The sequence below is a fragment of the Cohaesibacter intestini genome, assembly GCF_003324485.1.
GTDB lineage: Bacteria > Pseudomonadota > Alphaproteobacteria > Rhizobiales > Cohaesibacteraceae > Cohaesibacter > Cohaesibacter intestini.
The window spans coordinates 334,986-354,033 of the sequence record NZ_QODK01000002.1 but is presented as its reverse complement, the minus strand read 5'-3'; the positions used below and the strand labels follow the sequence as shown (position 1 = coordinate 354,033).

The following is a 19,048-nucleotide window of genomic DNA, read 5'->3' as shown; positions in this document are numbered from 1 at the left end:
CTGGTGAGCGCCCTTTTTGTTTGTCCGATTGTTGGCCCCAATGACCGTATCACCTGAATTCCGGTTGATTGTCGTTTGGGGCTGTTGCCCCGTTGCACCGAGATTTGAGGGCAGCGGGGCGGGATTGGATTCACTGATTGGCGGTTACGCCGATCTTCAGAATGTCCGGAATCGCGTGCGGGGCTTGTGAGGCCGCGCCCAGCAGCTGAGCAACTGGGACAGGAGCACCGGGCTTGAGCAAAATGGTGATGTTGTCCGGATTGGCAAGGAAGGCTTTGACCTCGCCTGCCACCATCTGGGCGAAGTCCGGTTTGGTGAAGGCGGAGAGAATGGCCTGTATCTGGCTTTCCGCGAAGCTGCGCACCTGATCGGGTCCCATGCCAGAGAAGCCACCTGCCATATTGATCATTTCATCAATGCCGCCAAGATTGGTCAGGGTGAGGGAGGATGGCAGCACCGTACCGGTGGCGATTGCTGCCTGGGCCTGTTCCGGATCATCCAGGTAGGCACGCAGGATGCCGCCGAAATTGATCGAGCCATCGAGCTTGGCGATGTCAGCCAGTTCGATATTCAGTGGGTCGAGCTTGATGCTTTCGCTGGCTTCATCCCAACGCAGGGTGATGTCTTCGTTGACCAACAAGCGTTCCATATTAAGCTGTGTCATCAGCACCGACACCATCGGATGCTGGATCAGATCTTTCGGTACTGACAGATCCGAAATACGGGTCTTGATCAGGGTCGGAATGGCGAGACCCTGTTTCTTGGTTTCGATCAGGATCTGGTTGGCACTGACCATGTTGGCGGATGGATCCCTGACTTTCAGGCCATTGAGCACCATCTTGATGGCATTGGGCGCCAGCTTGGCTGATTCAGCCGGGGTTGGCTCTTCGCCCGCCAGTCCCTTGTCGATCACGGTTTCGATATGGGCATAATTGGGAAATTCGAGATTTTCGATAGCAAAGCGATCAAAGGCTGCGGACACCCCAACCGGACCTGTGAAGTCAAATCCAGAGACAGACATTTCGCCAATGCCGTCTTTGTTGATGTCGGCGATGCGCATTGAGCTCAGTTTGGCCTCGACTGTCTGGCCTGACATGTCGCCTTCGGGGATGGTGCCGCTGAACTGAATGTCTTTGACTTCCCCCAGACCATAGGAGAAGGACCTTGCCAGATCAAAACCAGCCTTGATCAAGGCCTTCTGGTCTTCCGGTGGCATCTTGTCTGGTTTTTGGTCCTGACTGATCATCTTGTCCAGCAAAGGGACAATGTAACTTGCAGGCTGTTTTACCGTGAGGTCTTTTTGGGTTGATGGGCCCAGTGTGGCGGTAAAGAAGCCCTTTGCGGAAAAGGACATGTTTTCGGTCGTTGCCACTTTGACAACGTCTCTGGTGCCTTCGATCGGCGGCATGCCGGGGTCAATGGCGGCCCAAAGAGCGGCCATGTCATAGCCTTCATAGACGGTCTTGCCTGCTTCAAATGTCACCTGATCAAAGGGCAGGTCGTCGTTGGTTTCTTTGCCTGGCTCAACAACGGAAATCTTGCCCTTCTGATAGGCCATTTCCATGCTGCCTATCCGGCCATTGGCGAAGTCTGTCAGAGTGATGGGGCCGATTTCGCGTTCTTCGATTGCGGCACCGTCGGGCGCGAACTGGGTCATGACATAGCCGTCGGAGCTATATTCTTCGTAGGACGGCTTGGTCAGGATGGGGCGGATATAGTCAAGGAAACTGCCGATTGGTCGGGAGGGCGCAATCTTGAATTCGCCGACAAAAGGCTGGAATCCATTGCTCACCTGATCCTTGCCGAGCGCACGCGCCTTCAGTTGCATGTCACTCGCGGTGCCTTCGGCATCCAGCGTCACATCAAAGGTTATGCCTTCATAGATGATGCTGTCATAGGTGATGCCGTCTTCCTTGAGGGCGAAACCTGCGCCAGTCATGGATGGCACCGTGATTTCAAGATCGATGGTAAGATCGTCGTTTTCCGCGGTGCCGTTTTCTGTTGCGTCAGTGGTTGTGCTGTTGGCGGCTTTTATGCCCGTTTCAGGCAAAGACCAATTGAGCTTGTAGACGACATTCTGAGCGGTCAACAGATCCTTGTCTGCCTGATAGTGTGTCGAGCCGACCTCCACCGTCAGCCAGCCGGAGGCATTGACGTCATCGATCATGGCCTGAAAGGCCTTTTCGGCATCGCTTTGGGCCTGCACCAGCGAGGTGGAGATGAGAAGAAAAGATAAGGAAAGAGCGTGGCGTTTCATTGTCAATTTGCCTCTTGATTTTTCGAAGACAAGATCGGTCAAAAAAAGAAATTGGTTAGAGCTCGGGGTTGGGTCGAGCAGACGTCGGGCTTTATGAAATTCGGTTCCGGGTCACCTCATTGTGCAGCTATGTGTGCATTTTTTGGGCAACCTTCAATTGTCTTCATGGCGATAATAAGAAGTCTGCGCACGATAGGGGGAAAAGACAAGCCATATTTTGGTGATCGACCTTTCGGGATCCGATTGACGTTAAGTGCTGGACTGCAAAGGTAACAAGTTGTGAATTCTTGCATTTTTCGTCTTGCAACAAGCTGTTTCTGCCTGCTGGCGGTCGCGGAATTAAGTCAATGTTAGGGCTCCATTACTATCGTTTGTACGGTATGGAGGACTATGCGTCTTGCGAAAACCGATCAGATCCATAATCTTGCTCCTTGTGGGCGTTGTGTTAGGTGTGCTGCCTTTGTTTGCGGCCAACATCTTCATGCGCGATTATGTCATGACGCAAGGGCACCAGCAGTTGGAGCAGACATCCAAGCGGGTGTTGGCACGGTCCGAGACGCTTATCCAGACAGCCATCGACATCTTTTCTGTGCTGCCGCATTATAGCGTGCCAGTTTGCGACAAGTCGTTGCAGGACCGGTTCCGGTCGATGATTTTGCGGCATCCAGTGCTGCATGATGTGGGGCTGATCTATAACGGCGAATTCATGTATTGCTCGTCGATGCAGCAAAGCGCCAGTTTCCATCCGATTTCCGCCAAGGCTGTTGGTGGCGTTGACCATTTGAGTTATGTGGCTGTTCAGGATCGGGATTCCGAAATGCGCGGGCTACTGGTCAATTGGTCGATCGATGATCAGGTTTCGATTGGCGGGTTCATCCTTGAGGATGCTTTCAATCTCGATGACCGGCAAAGTGATTTTTCCAGTAGCTTTGAGCTGTCTGTGATGCTTGAAAACGGCACCATGCTTGTCGAGACCACACCCAAGAGCCGCCTTCTGAAACGGGCGCCTTTTGCCACCTTTCACGAGAATCCGGTTCTCAAGGATGATTTGATTTCCCATCAGGAAAAGTCCAGTCGCTATCCGATTTCAGTGTCGGCCAGTTTGCCGTTTCAGGAGGCCTGGGCCGCGTCGAGTGGAGCGATGAATGTCATCAATGGTTTTGGCGTTCTGAGCGGAGCCCTGATCCTCATCTTCTTCGTGCGCATGGCGTTGAAGAAGCCCGACCCGCACAATACCATCGAGGAAGGCATTCGCCGGCGCGAGTTCATTCCGTATTATCAACCGATTATCGATATCCAAAGTGGTAGATTGTCTGGCTGCGAAGTGCTGGTCCGCTGGCGCAAGGAAGACGGTACCATCCTGTCGCCGGGGCACTTCATTGATCTGGCCGAGGCAACCGGTCTGGCACGACCAATGACGACATCCTTGATGGAGCAGGTGGCGCAGGATCTTGGAGGGGCCTATCAAGGGCGGCATCATTTGAAAGTGGCGATCAACCTGTTCAACCGCCATTTCGACAATTTGAAAGTGGTGTCTGAAATCGAGCAGTGCTTCGGCAATAGCGGCGTGCGGTTTGACCAGTTGGTGTTTGAAATAACGGAGCGCCAGCCGCTTGAAAATCTTGATCGGGCGCGGGCTATTATCATGCGGATGCAAAAACTGGGGATCCGTGTGGCGCTGGATGATGCGGGGACCGGCCATGGCGGCTTTACCTACCTTCAAACCCTCGGCATGGATATCATCAAGATCGACAAGTTGTTTGTTGATGCCATTACCGGGGATAGCAGTCAGGTTCCTATTGTCGATTCCCTGAGCCATATGGCGCGCGGCATGAACATGGTCGTCGTTGCTGAAGGTGTTGAAACCGAAGAACAATTGGCCTATTTGCGGCGGTCGGGGATCAACGAAGCGCAGGGCTATCTTTTCTCTCCTCCACTGCCTGCCAGTGCCTATTTGCAACTGGTCGAAGCACTTGGTGGTAATGCTGGCAAGCAGGTCAAAAAGGATGCAGCCAGCGACGTCTCTAGGGAAGATACTGGTGCCATGTCTGCTGTAAAGTCCGCGTAAGAACCCTCTCATTTTTGCGTGTCTGTGCTGATCTCCTGCTTGGGGATCATTTTTTTGCATACAGCTTGTGATTCATTGAAAAATATACCGATTTTTCACTGCTTTATGCTGCAATGCGAGTCAATCAACTTGCAGGGTTCCATGATCAGAAACGGGAAAAAGATAGCGCTTTTCATGTTGCTTGGAGTGATCGGGGCCTATTTCCTGACGCTTGGAGCGCAGTCTATCCTGTTATGGCAAGCCAAGAAGGACATCAAAGCCGATGTCGAGGTGGCAAGCCAGTTGATGATGGAGAGGGCGACGCATGCGACGGAAGAAGCGATCAAGCTGCTCAACCGGTTGGCCCAATCCAATGGCCTGTCCTGCACGGCAGATCACCGTTATCTCTATAGTGAAGCTACGCGCTCCCTTGCATGGGTCGACACTATTGGTCTGGTCGATCGCAATGGCAATCTGGTTTGCACCGATTTGGGGCAGTCCTCGCGGCAGGCGGGACTGTTGCCAAACTTCTCGGTAAACAATCCCGAAATCACGCTTTCATTGTCCGGAGAAGGGGAGGATACGCTTCCTTCTTTGTTGGTCGCGCGCCATGTGGCCAATGGTCGCCGTCTTGTGGCGCGGGTGCCGGGCGAGCTGATAAGCACGGACCCGGTGCGCAATGACTTGCGCCCATTTCGCATTGCCATGTTGTCGATGGGGGCGGGCAACCCGTGGTATATCCTCGAACCAAGCAATATGCGCGGTGACACCATCGTCAAGGTGCACAAGCTTTCGGAGTATCTGCCATTTGAGGTCGATATCTCGATCTCGGAAGATGCGCTCTATGCCGTGACCGAGGAAATGCGGGAAATTGTTAGTGCCTTTGGCACGATTTTCGGCTTCATCGCTCTGTTCTGGGGCTATTATCTGGGACGTTATCGGCCGAATGAAGGTGACCGCATTCTTGACGCGATCGACAATGGTGAGTTTGTGCCATTCATGCAGCCGATTGTCGATTTGGAAACGGGCATGATCACCGGCTGCGAAGTGCTTGCGCGCTGGCACAAACCCGATGGCAGAACGATACCACCGCATGAATTCCTGCCGTTGGCGCAAAATTTCCGACTTACGCGGGAAGTCACCTGCCATATCATGGAAGCGACTCGGGATATTCTGGCGCCTGTTGCGGCGACCGGGCTGGAATTCCATGTGTCCTTCAATCTGTTTTCCCATCAATTGGTTGATGACACGATTGTCTCAGATATTCGCGATGTCTTTCAGGACAGTCTGGTTACCTACAAGAATCTGATTTTCGAGATTTCAGATCGTGTGCCGTTGAATGATATCGAACTTGCCAATGATGTGATTTCGAAGATTCAAGCTTTGGGTGCCGAGATCGCTCTTGATGATGTCGGGTCGGGACATAGCGGCTTGCACAATCTGTCGACCTTCGGTGTCGATATTCTCAAGCTCGATAAGCTGATGGTTGATTCCCTTAACAGGGGGCTTGGAGGCAAGGAACTGGTTGGCGGGGTCGTTCAGCTGGCAGGCAAGCTGGATATCGGCGTGATTGCCGAAGGCGTTGAGACTGAGCAGCAGGTTCTGCTATTGCGCAAGATGGGTGTCTCTGCAGCTCAGGGCTATCTGTTTGCTCCACCATTGCCTGCCAACTCCTTTGTCGATCTGTTCAAGGCGAGTGCCAAACGCATTGCTCCTCCAAAAGCACCGGAAGCCAATGGAGCATCAAACAAGGGCGAACAAGCGGATCGTGAGCAAGCGACAGCTGCCTGATCGTCCAACTCGATCGTAAGCGTTTGCTGATCTGACATCCCCTGGCATTCTCTGACATATCTGTACGTGCGGCGCTGAAGGCAGTCTGAATGAGATTGTTTTCTCAGGCGATGGCGTTTGCTGCCTATCCGAAAGGGGAAGTCTGTGGGGTGCAATCGTCACAAATGCCTTTCGCTGCTTTTTTCTTGAGTGGGTAATATCGCTATTCCTACGCAAAAGGTCTAGTGTGCGGATCAGGAGGCTAGGCTGGTTGACCTTGCGTCAATCAGTGCATCCGGCGGCTGAATGCCTGCGGGAATTCAAGAAGACATAATCAAAGCACGAGATAGACATCATGACCGAAGAGACCAAAGCCAGAAGCGAGTTGGATGAGGCTGCTTGCTTCTACCACTCCTATCCGCAACCCGGTAAGTTGGAAATTGCAGCGACGAAACCACTGGGCAACCAGCGCGATCTGGCGCTTGCTTACAGCCCCGGCGTGGCGGCCCCTTGTAATGACATTGCCGAAGATCCCGGCAAGGCTTTCGACTATACGGCACGCGGTAATCTGGTGGCGGTCGTTTCCAACGGTACAGCCGTTCTCGGGCTTGGTCCAATCGGCCCGTTGGCCTCCAAACCGGTGATGGAAGGCAAGGCGGTCCTGTTCAAGAAATTTGCTGGTGTCGACGTGTTCGATATCGAGGTGGATGAAACCGAAATCGATCCATTCGTCAACGTGGTGGCGGCTTTGGAGCCAACGTTTGGCGGTATCAATCTTGAAGATATCAAGGCGCCTGAGTGCTTTGAAATCGAGCGCAAGCTGCGCGAGCGGATGGATATTCCGGTCTTCCATGATGACCAACATGGCACGGCCATCATTGTTGGTGCGGCGGTGCTTAACGGTCTCAGCCACGCCAACAAAGACATTGCGGACGCCAAGATCGTTGCGTCCGGTGCCGGGGCCGCTGCGCTGGCCTGCCTGCATTTGCTGGTCTCTCTTGGGGCCAGGAAAGAGAATATCTGGGTCTCGGACATTGACGGTGTTGTCTATCAAGGCCGGGAAGAAATGGACGAGTGGAAAGCGGTCTTTGCCCAGAAAACCGATCTGCGCGACCTTGATGAAGTGATTGATGGCGCAGACATTTTCCTTGGTCTGTCGGCAGGCGGTGTTCTGAAGGCGGAGATGGTCAAGAAAATGGCTGCCAATCCGCTGATCATGGCACTGGCGAACCCATCGCCGGAAATCATGCCCGAAGAGGCAAAGGCGGTGCGTCCGGATGCTGTGCTTTGCACGGGCCGTTCGGACTATCCTAACCAGGTCAATAATGTGCTCTGCTTCCCCTATATCTTCCGTGGTGCACTGGATGTTGAAGCGACCGCCATCAACGAAGAAATGAAGCATGCGGCGGTTCGGGCGATCGCGGAACTGGCCAAGGAAGAGATTTCCGAGGTCGCGGCCCGCGCAGCGGAAGGCCAGTTGCATCCGTTTGGCCCCAACTATCTTATTCCCACGCCTTTTGATCCGCGGCTGATCCTGCGCATTGCGCCGGCGGTCGCCAAGGCGGCTATGGAAACCGGGGTGGCCAAGCGGCCGATCGGGGATTTCGACGCCTATAATGAACGTTTGGGCCGCTTTGTCTTCCGCTCCGGTCTGATCATGAAGAATATGATCGCGCAGGCCAAGAGTGATCCCAAGCGGGTGATCTATTCCGACGGTGAAGATGAACGCGTGCTGCGTGCGGCAGCCATTGCCATCGAGGATGGATTGGCACAGCCGATCCTGATCGGGCGTCCGGACGTGATGCAGAAGCGGGCCGAGCGCTTCGGTTTGCGCTTCAAGCCGGGTGAGGATTGCGAGATCATCAACCCGCTCGATGATCCACGTTATCGTGACTATGTGAACGAATATTTTGCCTGTGTGGGCCGCAAGGGTGTGCATCCGCAGGCGGCAGGCACCATCGTGCGGTCCAACACCACCATCATCGGGTCGTTGGCCGTGGCGCGGGGGGATGCAGATGCGTTGATCTGTGGCCTTGACGGTCGTTTTCGCAAACATCTGCTTGAAGTCCAGTCGATCATCGGCTTGCAGGAGGGTTTTAAGGAATGTTCAGCCCTGTCGTTGCTGATCAATCGGCGTGGTGCCTATTTCCTGACCGACACCTATGTCAACAATTATCCCAGCGCCTCGGAAATCGCCCAGACAGCCTTGCGGGCTTCGGAGCATATCCGTCGCTTCGGTCTGACGCCAAAGGTTGCCTTGTTGTCTTCGTCCAACTTCGGGACGCGCGACTTTGACACGTCCCTGAAGATGCGCGAAGCGCTGGACACCATCTGGCAGGCGGCTCCGGATCTGGAAGTCGATGGCGAGATGCATGGGGACGCTGCCCTGTCGCAGGTGTTGCGCGATCGGGTGATGCCGAATTCGAAATTGAAGGGCAGTGCCAATCTGCTGGTCTTCCCGTCAATGGATTCCGCCAATATCGCGCTGAACCTGATCAAGGAAATGACCGAAGCGCTGCATGTGGGGCCGATCATGATCGGCATGGCCAAGCCTGCCCATATTCTGACCCCGTCGGTCACCTCGCGCGGTGTGGTCAACATGACTGCACTGGCGACGGTTGATGCGCAAAATTATTTCGCCAATTCAGACGTTTGATTGATTTTCATATCATATGAAAAAGGCGCCTTGTGGCGCCTTTTTTGTTGGATCTGCTATTGGAATGCCGTTTCGGCGAAGCTGCGCAGTTTCCTTGAATGGAGACGTTCGATCGGCATCTCGCGGAGCTTTTCCATCGCCCGAATGCCGATTTGCAGATGCTGGGCGACCTGTTGGGTATAGAAGCTGCTGGCCATGCCGGGCAGTTTGAGCTCCCCATGCAGTGGCTTGTCAGAGACGCAGAGTAGGGTGCCATAGGGCACACGGAAGCGGAATCCGTTGGCGGCAATGGTGGCGGATTCCATATCCAGCCCGATGGCGCGGGACTGGGACAGACGCTCAACCGGTTCTTCATGGTCGCGCAGTTCCCAGTTGCGGTTGTCGATGGTGGCGACGGTGCCGGTCCGCATGATCTTTTTCAACTCGTAATCCTCAAGGCCGGTGGCTTCGGCGACCGCACCTTCCAGCGCGACCTGTATTTCGGCCAATGCGGGGATCGGCACCCATGTGGGCAGGTCGGCATCAAGGACATGGTCTTCGCGCACATAGCCATGGGCCAGAACATAGTCGCCCAAGCGCTGGGTGTTGCGCAGGCCCGCACAATGGCCAAGCATCAGCCAAGCATGGGGGCGGAGGACAGCGATATGGTCGGTGATGGTTTTGGCGTTGGACGGTCCGACGCCGATATTGACCAAGGTTATGCCGCTGTGATCCTTGCGCTTCAAGTGATAGGCAGGCATTTGCGGCAACCGGCTCAGTGGCATGCCTTCCGTTGGTGCCTCCGACCCGCTCGGTGTGATCATGTTGCCGATCTCGACAAAACTCTCATAGTCCGAGTTGCCTTTTGCCATTTCCTTGCGTGCCCACGCCACAAACTCATCAACATAAAATTGGTAGTTGGTAAAGAGCACGAAATTCTGGAAATGCTCCGGTTTGGTTGCCGTATAGTGGGCCAGACGATGAAGTGAATAGTCGATGCGCGGACCGGTGAAGGGCGCAAGGGGGACCACATCATCTGGGCCGAAATGGCGGGTGCCGTTGACAATGGCGTCATCGGTGATGGCAAGATCCGGCACATCAAACACATCGCGCAAAGGCCGCGCCCAGGTCTCTGGCAATTCTCCATCGACATCCATGCCGTTGGGCCAAGCAAAATGCACCGGGATCGGTGTTTTGGATGGGCCGACCTCGATAGCCACTTGATGGTTGGATAACAGCAACCCGATCTGGGTGGTCAGATAGTGGCGAAACAGGTCTGGCCGTGTGATGGTGGAGGCATAGCAGCCCGGGCCGGGTACGTGGCCAAAAGACAGGCGGCTGTCAATCTGGGCATGGGTGTCGGTGGTGATGCGAATTTCGGGATAGGTCGCTCGATAGCGACCAGAGGCAGGGACATCGCCTTGCGCGACGCGGGTGAAGGCATCCTGCAGAAAACTGGTATGGGTGTCATAGATGGCCAGCAACCGATCAATGGCTTCGGACGCATTGCGAAAGGTCTCGTGGCTGAACGCGTTGGGCGTGATCACGGAAAAGGGCTTTTTCATTCTTAATCTTTCTCCTTTTCCTCTGGCCTTTTCTACCTGTTAGAGAAAAAGGTCAAGAGAAATGTTGTTTCGGCAACGGTTATCGCTTTGTTGTTGCGTATATGTGATCAATTGATTTGTTTTCCAGCTTACAGCACCATGAACTATCCTGCGACTTGTGCCTAGATTGCTGAAAGCCATTCCGTTCTTCCGGCTCACCATAAAAATTGCCGTATTTTTGAAATTATTTACAGGTTTACGCGTAGCATGGTTAAGAACCTGATTAATTTCGGGCCGGGCGACCCGAATATGGTTGTTCGCCATCACAAGCACAGGAGAGTTGACGTGAAATCCGAGGCCCCCGTGCGGAAATGTATCTCGATAGTCGCAGTTTTCTGCGCATTCCCGCTCTTTGCGACCGCTGCCGAGGCTGCGTGCGTTCGCAATGACACGCCCAAAAATCTCTATGTCGTTATGTCGTCGAGCGCCGGAATGCTCGAGCGGACCTTTGTTGCCGGAGCGACTGTATGCCTGCCCGTCGGTAAGGGGTTGAAAGCCAAAGTCAATGTGTTGCCGTTTAGCGGCGCCCGGTTTGGCTGCAGAACCGAGATCCGCTCTGGTCAAACCGTTGGGCTTGATCAGTTCGGTACGATGAATAAGTGCCATTTCCAGACGGATTGATCGCCGCGCAAGTTTCGGGTTGGCGGCGTTTGCCATATGACCTAGCCTGATCCCACGTTGCTTTTCATCATGGGATTGTTTCATGTCGCCAGAATTCTTACTGACCTCTTTGTTCATTGTCATCACACCGGGAACGGGCATGATTTACACGCTCGTCTCGACCCTATCGCATGGCTTTCGCGCCGGATTGATCGCTGCGTTGGGTGGAACATTGTCGATCATTTCGCACATAACCGCCGCCATTCTGGGGGTTGCTGCCTTGCTGCATGCGAGCGCTCTGGCCTTCCAGGTGGTGAAATTTGCCGGTGTGGCCTATCTGCTGTTCATGGCCTATCAAATGATCCGGGATCGCAGCCGCTTTGACAGGTCAACTCTGGAACCCGAACACCAAGTCCGCCGGTCATCAGCCTCCATTATCCGCGACGGTATCTTGCTCAATTTGCTCAATCCGAAATTGTCGATCTTCTTCCTCGCCTTCCTGCCGCAATTCATTTCCGTCGAAGCGACCAACCCGGTCGGGGACATGATCTATTTGGGTGGTGTCTTCATGGCCATGACCTTTGTGGTCTTTGCTCTTGTTGCTGGAGCTGCTGCGCAGGTGCGGGACCAGCTGTTGGCCCGGCCGGGCGTGATGACGTGGCTGAAGCGCGGTTTCGCTGCGAGCTTCGTTGCGCTGGGCGCGCGGTTGGCTCTGACGGAGCGGTGAGGGCGGAATATAGTCTCATTTATATCGCTTGAAACGAAAAAGCCCCGCTCGATGTGAGCGGGGCTTTGTGTTTGTCATAATCAAAGGATCTTAGCTGCAGCCGCTGGTCGAACCGCAGGTATCGCATTTGAGGCAGGTGCCGTTGCGGACCATGGTGAAGTTGCCGCATTCGCTGCAGCTTTCCCCTTCATAGCCCTTCATGCGGGCCAGAGCGATCTGATCGGCCTTGGTTGGTTCGGCTTTGATCTGGCCGACCTCGGTCGGGCTTGGCTGCGCTTGGCTTTCCGATTTCAGCATGGTCGTGGTGCCAGATGGCATCGCAGCCGTTGGCGCTGCGGCCTGACTCTGGGCGACGTCCTGTCCATCGACCAGCTTGAAGCGCTCAGTCTTGCCGCGCAGCAGGCCTTTGGAAATCGGAACCGGGGTCTTGCCTTCAGCCGACCCCTTGCCGGTGGAGGTGGTCGCGATGTCGTCCGGATTGACATGGGCGAGATCGTGACGATCCAGATAGGAAACGGCCAGTTCGCGGAAGACATAGTCGAGGATCGAGGTGGCGTTTTTGATCGCCTCGTTGCCCTGCACCATCCCAGCCGGTTCGAACCGGGTGAAGGTGAAGGCGTCGACATATTCATCCAGCGGCACGCCATATTGCAGACCAAGCGAGATGGCGATGGCGAAGTTGTTCATCAACGAGCGGAAGGCTGCGCCTTCTTTGTGCATGTCGATGAAGATCTCGCCAATGGAGCCATCATCATATTCACCGGTCCGCAGATAAACCTTGTGGCCGCCAACGGTGGCTTTCTGGGTGTAGCCCTTGCGGCGATCTGGCAGCTTTTCACGCTCACGGATGCGACGTTCAACGATGCGTTCAACGATCTTTTCGGTGACCAGAGTTGCACGCTCTGGAACAGGCGTCGCGGTTGCTGCGATGGCTTCGGCTGCATCTTCTGCTTCGTCCTCATCATCGGCCAACAGCTGGCTGTTGAGAGGCTGGGACAGTTTGGAGCCGTCGCGATAGAGCGCATTGGCCTTGAGGGCCAGTTTCCATGACAGCATGTAGGCTTCTTTGCAATCCTCAACCGATGCATCATTTGGCATGTTGATCGTCTTGGAGATCGCGCCGGTGATGAAGGGCTGGGATGCGGCCATCATGTGGATGTGGCTTTCAACCGACAGATAGCGTTTGCCGATGCGGCCGCATGGATTGGCGCAGTCGAAGACCGGCAGATGCTCATCCTTGAGATGCGGAGCGCCTTCCAGCGTCATTGCACCACAGACATGAATGTTGGCGACATCGATTTCTTCCTTGGAAAAGCCAAGGGCTGCCAGCAGGTCGAAATTCGGGTCATCGAGCTGTTCTGCGGTGAAGCCGAGAGTATCCTTGCAGAAGTCTTCGCCCAGTGTCCACTTGTTGAAGGCGAACTTGATGTCGAAGGCGCTTGCAAGGCCTGCTTCTACAGTTGCCAGTTTTTCGTCGGTCAGGCCTTTGCCTTTCAGGGCATTGTGGCTGATGGCATTGCAGCTTTTCAGCGTGCCGCGACCAACTGCATAGGCTTCGATGTCTTTGATCTGGTCTTCATTGTAGCCAAGGGTGCGCAGGGCATTTGGTACGGCGCGGTTGATAATCTTGAAGTAGCCGCCACCGGCGAGCTTCTTGAACTTGACCAGAGCAAAGTCCGGTTCGATGCCCGTTGTGTCGCAATCCATGACAAGGCCGATGGTGCCGGTTGGGGCAACCACGGTGGTCTGGGCGTTGCGGTAGCCATATTGCTGACCCAGCTCAAGGGCTTTGTCCCATGCCTGAACAGCATGGTTCAACAGATGCTTGTCATTGCAGTTGGCATGGTCAAGGGCGACCGGGTTGGTGTCGAGGCCTTCATAGCCATCATTCTGGCCATAGGCAGCGCGGCGATGGTTGCGAATGACACGCAGCATATGCTCGGCATTGGCTTCGTAGCGGGCGAAAGCCCCCAATTCCTTGGCCATTTCAGCCGAGGTGGCGTAGCAGATACCGGTCATCAGCGCGGAGATGGCACCGCAGATCGCACGGCCTTCGTCGCTGTCATATGGAATGCCCGAGGTCATCAGCAAGCCGCCAATGTTGGCATAGCCCAGACCCAGCGTGCGGTAGAGATAGGAGCGCTCGGCAATTTCCGGCGACGGGAACTGGGCCATCAGAACGGAAATTTCCAGCACCATGGTCCACAGACGGGTGGTGTGCTCGAACTGCTCTACATCGAACTTGCCGTCCGCTTTGAGGAACTGCAGCAGGTTGATGGAGGCAAGGTTGCAGGCGGTGTTGTCAAGGAACATATATTCCGAGCAGGGGTTGGATGCGATGATCTCGCCGTCTGCCAGACAGGTATGCCAATCGTTGATGGTGGTGTGATATTGCAGGCCCGGATCAGCGGATGCCCAAGCGGCATAGCCGATGCTTTCCCACAAATCGCGTGCCTTGACGGTCTTGCGGACATCACCTTTTATACGGCCGATCAGGTTCCAGTCGCGGTCTTCGTTGACGGCATTGAGGAAATTATCGGTGACGCGGACGGAGTTGTTGGAATTCTGGCCGGACACGGTCAGATAGGCGCCGCTGTCCCAATCGGTGTTGTAGATCGGGAATTCAATATCCTTGTAGCCCTGTTTGGCGAACTGGATGATGCGGCGAATATAGTTTTCCGGCACCTGAGACTTTTTGGCCAGGCGGATTTCGCGCTTCAAGGCAGGGTTTTTGGCTGGATCAAAGCATTCGTCGTTGGAGCCCTGACAATTGACGCAGGCCTTCATGACGGCTTTCAGGTGTTTGGAGACGATCTTGGAGCCGGTGACAATGGCTGCAACCTTCTCTTCTTCCTTCACTTTCCAGCTGATATAGGCCTCGATATCAGGGTGGTCGATGTCGACAACAACCATTTTCGCTGCCCGGCGGGTGGTGCCACCAGATTTGATCGCGCCCGCTGCCCGGTCGCCGATCTTGAGGAAGGACATCAGGCCCGAGCTCTTGCCGCCACCGGAAAGAGATTCGCCTTCGGAGCGCAGAGAGGAGAAGTTGGTGCCGGTGCCGGAGCCATATTTGAACAGGCGGGCTTCGCGCACCCACAGATCCATGATGCCGCCATCATTGACCAGATCATCGGCGATGGACTGGATGAAGCAGGCATGGGGCTGGGGATGCTCATAGGCGCTGGCAGAGCGGGTCAGACGGCCGGTTTCGAAATCGACATAATGGTGCCCCTGAGATGGGCCATCGATGCCATAGGCCCAATGCAAGCCAGTGTTGAACCATTGTGGCGAGTTCGGTGCGACGCGCTGGGTGCAGAGCATGTAGCGCAGTTCGTCAAAGAAAGCGCGGGCGTCGGCGTCGCTATCGAAATAGCCGCCTTTCCAGCCCCAGTAGGTCCATGTGCCAGCCAGACGGTCAAAGACCTGCTGAGCAGACATTTCCGGACCGTAGCGCTCGTCTTCGGGCAATTGGGCAAGGGCTTCCTCGTCAGGGGCGGAGCGCCACAGCCAGGAGGGAACGGAATTTTCTTCAACGCGTTTCAGCGCCGCCGGAATGCCAGCCTTGCGGAAATACTTTTGGGCCAGAATATCGGCTGCAACCTGTGACCAGGAAGCCGGAACATCGATATTTTCTAGTTTGAAGACGATGGACCCGTCCGGATTGCGAATTTCACTTGTTGCCTTGCGAAACTCGATGCCTTCATAGGCCGATTTGCCTTCGGTGGTATAGCGCCGCTCTACACGCATTGAATATGCCCCTACAGATATGTGTCTGCCAACGAAATCCTTCGCCAGCCAATTGCAAAACAGTGATTGAGATAAACCGTGGCCATGGTTCGGTCCGCAACACTGTTTCAGTTTCGAGTCCACCCACCCACAGAATCGTGGCAAAATGCACTCGGTTGACGAACACCATTAGATCCAGAATTAGGTTAACAGAATCTATATATGGTGTCCAACTTGGCGACCGATGCGCTATATATAGTGTTTCTCGCCCCAATCTTCCAGCATTAGACACAAGTATTGCCCGGTCCCGGTTTCTTCTCCCTTAGCCAATTTGATGGGCATTAGGGGGAACCGTGATCCGTCGTTATTCACACTCGATACTGGGTCGGGAAGTCTGGAAAACAGGTCCAGAAACATATACGTGGCGCGCCCGTCGCGACAGGATCAGAGTATGCTTTTTTGGACCGCAAATCGTCAAGTCGCGGAATTACGCGTTAACTATGGATAGTGGTTGGCATTGTGTGCATATCTATATCTAGTGTTTCGTGAAACAGGATGCAAATGAGGAAGAATCGCACTTTCAGGCCGTCAACCCCTCTCTGTTACTGCTTGGATAAGAGGCGGACACAAATCTGTTAAAATTGAAATCAAATTGGGTTCAAATTGACAGGCCGAATTTGAGCGTGAGTTAAAAGCTCTGTGCCATACTGATGACTGAACTGACAATAATCAAACGAAGTCAACAGGTTGGGTAAAATGTTGGAGCATCATGCTGCCTATGGACTGGATGTCGAATCGCTCGACGTGGTCATCGTTGATGACTCCAAAACAGTCCTGACGATGATTCGATCCATGATCTCGGCTCTCAAGGTCGAACGGGTTCGGGCCTATGATCGCGCAGACCTGGCTTTGCAGGCCATCATGCATGAACCACCAAATGTCATCCTGACAGATCTTGCCATGTCCCCAATGTCCGGTACCCAGTTGTTGCGGTTGATCCGGCAGCAGACGATGGCACCGCTTTGTTACATTCCGGTGGTGGTGATCACTGCCCATGCCACGGAGCGCCGGGTGGCGCAGCTGTTTGAATGTGGCGCACATCACGTGTTGGCCAAGCCAATGTCGGCGGCGGTGTTGCAAAGTCGGTTGCGCTCGTTGGTGACAGACCCTCGCATGATGCGGCTGGATGGCGATCGCTATGTGATCGATGGCATGCAGGAAATGCTCGAAGAGAAGAAATCGCGGATGGAATCACTGGCCAAGGCGCGACAGTTCCACACCGAAGTGCTGCCGCAAGCCGTGGAAAGCCAACGGACCGTGGATCGCATTCTCAAGGGTCAGATCGATCACAACAAGGAAGAGGTCCGGACGATCAAGCGGATGTCCACGGGCATGATGATTGGCGAGAAGTTGCGCAAACAACGCGAGGAGCGCGAGGAACGAGAAATGGCAGAACGTGCAGCGCAGCGCAGTGGGCAACGCTCGCGTCGTTATGCCGGGGTCAGTCGGCGCAAAGCTGGATAGAGATTCAGTCGACCGTGGGGCGAGGGAAGAGAGTTGCATTCGGTGGAGGGAGAATGTGGCTCTTTTCTCAGTTTAGGGCTGATGCTTATGGCTCTCCGCGCCAGCTTTGACCAAAGCAGTCTGGACAATTGCGGATATATGTTGGCATAGTGCCAAGCAATTCCAATGCGTCAAAGCGGGTTCACAATGAAGAATATGCTGAGAATGGTCTTCACCTGGTGGGGTAACACGACCTTCGGTACCTGGTACCACACCAAGCGCCACGGCTTTTGTGTCGGCAAGGATGATTTCGGCAACAAATATTATAAGCAGAAGGTGCCTAACAACCCTGCCTATTCGGGCAGCCGCAAGGGCGAGCGCCGGTGGGTTGTGTATGCCGATCCTGCCGAAGCGAGTGCTATTCCGGTTGGCTGGCATGGCTGGCTGCATTATCGCGTTGATGTGCCGCCCAGTCAGGATGAACATGTGCCTTGGCCGTGGGAGCGCGGGCACATACCCAACCGCACAGGAACGCCGCAGGCCTATCGCCCGGACGGGTCAATTCTGTCGCCGCAGAAACGACCGGAAGTATCAGGGGATTACGAGGCCTGGACACCCTGATGCCACATTGATACCCGGATCCTGATCCACCATATCATCGCCGCTCAACACAGAGCGGCGATTTTGTTTTGTGCCCATTGTGTTGCATCCTTGCTGCGGACCTTCGGAAAATCGCCATTTCGGCTCTTGCCTTCGAGGGGCAAACAGGGCTAGGAACGAAGCGTGCCGGGGTGGTGCGATTGAAGGCGGATTCGTCCTGACGAGCCGCGTTCCCTGTCAGAAAAGTCCAGAATGCCCGACTATGTCGCGGTTCGCTGGATGTCGGAGAAGTCGATGTTGTCTTTGGTGAACCGGATTGGGTCCCGCCTTTCTCGCATGGCGATGGTTTTGGGCATTGTGTCCACCAGTGTGATGGTTGCCGCTCCAGCGTCGGCCGAGAAGATTGCCAACAATGTGACCATCTTTTCCGGACTGGACAAGATCACCGGCCGGATCATCCAGTTTGATGTCTATATTGACGAGACCGTGCAGTTCGGTGCCTTGCAGGTGACGCCACGGGTTTGCTACTCCCGACCAGAGACGGAGCGCCAGCAGGTGTCTGCCTTTGTCGAGGTGGATGAAATCACGCTTGAGCGCAAGGTTCGGCGGATCTTTACAGGCTGGATGTTCGCTTCCAGTCCGGGCCTGAATGCAGTCGAGCACGGGGTCTATGATGTGTGGTTGGAAGGCTGCAAGCAGGATTCCAGCGTTCCCAAACCACAATAAATGCCCACCACATTTTTTCGCAGTGCCCACATTTTTTCGCAGTGCGTTGCGCGATGCCTGATCAGGGGGCGTCCGGACCTGTTGCCATGTCCAAAGCATAGAAATCGGCTTCGCGTTCCAGTGCCTTGCGCAACTGGTCCTGATAGTCCGCCTTGGAGATCTCGATCGCTCCGAACTGCATCAGATGATCAGTGATGAACTGGGTATCAAGCAACGTGAAGCCACCGGCCTTCATCCTCTCCACCAGATGAATTAGCGCCATTTTCGAGGTGTCGCGGGCGCGCGAAAACATGCTTTCTCCGAAAAATGCGGTGCCCAGACTGACGCCATACAGTCCGCCAATCAGTTGGTCTTTATCCCACACTTCCACCGAATGGCAATACCCCATGCGGAACAGCTCGCGATAGAGCATATGGATCTGGGCATTGATCCAGGTGGAGGGGCGATCTTCGGTGGATTCGGCGCAGGCATTCATCACGCCATCGAAATCCTGATCGACCGTGATCTTGTAGGGGGTCGTCCGCATGGTGCGGGCCATGCGCTTGGAGACATGAAAGCCATCCAGCGGGATGACCCCGCGCATCTCAGGCTCGATCCACATTACGCTCTGGTCTTCGGCGTCTTCTGCCATGGGAAAGATTCCGCAGGCATAGGCGCGTAGCAGCAATTGCGGTGTGATCTCAAAGGGGGACGAATCGTCAGACATGGCGCAATCCTAGTCCAACTTGTTTGAACAAAGTAGGACGGTGGTTTCTGGAATGTCCGCAACAAGAAAACTATCCTAAGAAATTTTCTGTTGCGCCTGACAACGAAAAGGCCGCGCGGGGGAGCGCGGCCTTGACTTCCATTC

Annotated in this window: 12 protein-coding genes; 7 read left to right on the top strand and 5 right to left on the bottom strand. The window is 54.8% G+C overall.

The annotated features are described in order from the left end of the window. Positions 1-130 precede the first annotated feature (130 nt). A complete protein-coding gene (locus DSD30_RS07085; protein WP_114008960.1) occupies positions 131-2,257 on the bottom strand; it encodes a hypothetical protein in 2,127 nt (708 codons plus the stop codon). Positions 2,258-2,717: 460 nt separating this feature from the next. On the opposite strand from DSD30_RS07085, the gene DSD30_RS07080 reads away from it, so the two are divergent. The 3 genes from DSD30_RS07080 (at position 2,718) to DSD30_RS07070 (ending at position 8,730) form a co-directional block, all read left to right on the top strand. Beyond that, complete coding sequence (locus tag DSD30_RS07080) at positions 2,718-4,325, top strand: EAL domain-containing protein (RefSeq protein ID WP_157967603.1); 1,608 nt, start codon at positions 2,718-2,720, stop codon at positions 4,323-4,325. 174 nt (positions 4,326-4,499) lie between these two features. Further along, positions 4,500-6,095: an EAL domain-containing protein gene (locus DSD30_RS07075; protein WP_198662865.1), complete on the top strand. Its 1,596-nt coding sequence runs from the start codon at positions 4,500-4,502 to the stop codon at positions 6,093-6,095. 334 nt (positions 6,096-6,429) lie between these two features. Next, on the top strand, positions 6,430-8,730 hold the full coding sequence (locus DSD30_RS07070) for an NADP-dependent malic enzyme (protein ID WP_114008957.1): 2,301 nt from the start codon (positions 6,430-6,432) through the stop codon (positions 8,728-8,730). Positions 8,731-8,786: 56 nt separating this feature from the next. Here the strand turns inward: DSD30_RS07070 and DSD30_RS07065 are convergent, their stop codons facing one another. Beyond that, positions 8,787-10,274: an AMP nucleosidase gene (locus DSD30_RS07065; protein WP_114008956.1), complete on the bottom strand. Its 1,488-nt coding sequence runs from the start codon at positions 10,272-10,274 to the stop codon at positions 8,787-8,789. Positions 10,275-10,313: 39 nt separating this feature from the next. Then, positions 10,314-11,018, bottom strand: coding sequence for a hypothetical protein (locus DSD30_RS21490; protein ID WP_157967602.1), 705 nt, complete (start codon positions 11,016-11,018; stop codon positions 10,314-10,316). On the opposite strand from DSD30_RS21490, the gene DSD30_RS07055 reads away from it, so the two are divergent. Continuing rightward, positions 11,017-11,640, top strand: coding sequence for a LysE family translocator (locus DSD30_RS07055; RefSeq protein WP_114008954.1), 624 nt, complete (start codon positions 11,017-11,019; stop codon positions 11,638-11,640). The genes DSD30_RS21490 and DSD30_RS07055 overlap by 2 nt on opposite strands. 90 nt (positions 11,641-11,730) lie before the next feature. On the opposite strand, the gene DSD30_RS07050 is transcribed toward DSD30_RS07055, so the two are convergent. Next, positions 11,731-15,390, bottom strand: coding sequence for a vitamin B12-dependent ribonucleotide reductase (locus tag DSD30_RS07050; protein WP_114008953.1), 3,660 nt, complete (start codon positions 15,388-15,390; stop codon positions 11,731-11,733). Positions 15,391-16,125: 735 nt separating this feature from the next. On the opposite strand from DSD30_RS07050, the gene DSD30_RS07045 reads away from it, so the two are divergent. From DSD30_RS07045 to DSD30_RS07035, 3 genes are all read left to right on the top strand, one after another. Continuing rightward, a complete protein-coding gene (locus tag DSD30_RS07045) occupies positions 16,126-16,893 on the top strand; it encodes a response regulator (RefSeq protein WP_114008952.1) in 768 nt (255 codons plus the stop codon). 186 nt (positions 16,894-17,079) lie between these two features. After that, complete coding sequence (locus tag DSD30_RS07040) at positions 17,080-17,493, top strand: NADH:ubiquinone oxidoreductase subunit NDUFA12 (RefSeq protein ID WP_114008951.1); 414 nt, start codon at positions 17,080-17,082, stop codon at positions 17,491-17,493. A 315-nt stretch (positions 17,494-17,808) separates the two neighbouring features. Continuing rightward, positions 17,809-18,198: a DUF2155 domain-containing protein gene (locus tag DSD30_RS07035; RefSeq protein WP_245418433.1), complete on the top strand. Its 390-nt coding sequence runs from the start codon at positions 17,809-17,811 to the stop codon at positions 18,196-18,198. A gap of 61 nt (positions 18,199-18,259) precedes the next feature. Here the strand turns inward: DSD30_RS07035 and aat are convergent, their stop codons facing one another. After that, the gene (aat, locus tag DSD30_RS07030; RefSeq protein ID WP_114008950.1) at positions 18,260-18,904 is read right to left on the bottom strand and encodes a leucyl/phenylalanyl-tRNA--protein transferase; all 645 of its coding nucleotides are present in this window, start codon (positions 18,902-18,904) and stop codon (positions 18,260-18,262) included. Between the last annotated feature and the right edge of the window lie 144 nt (positions 18,905-19,048).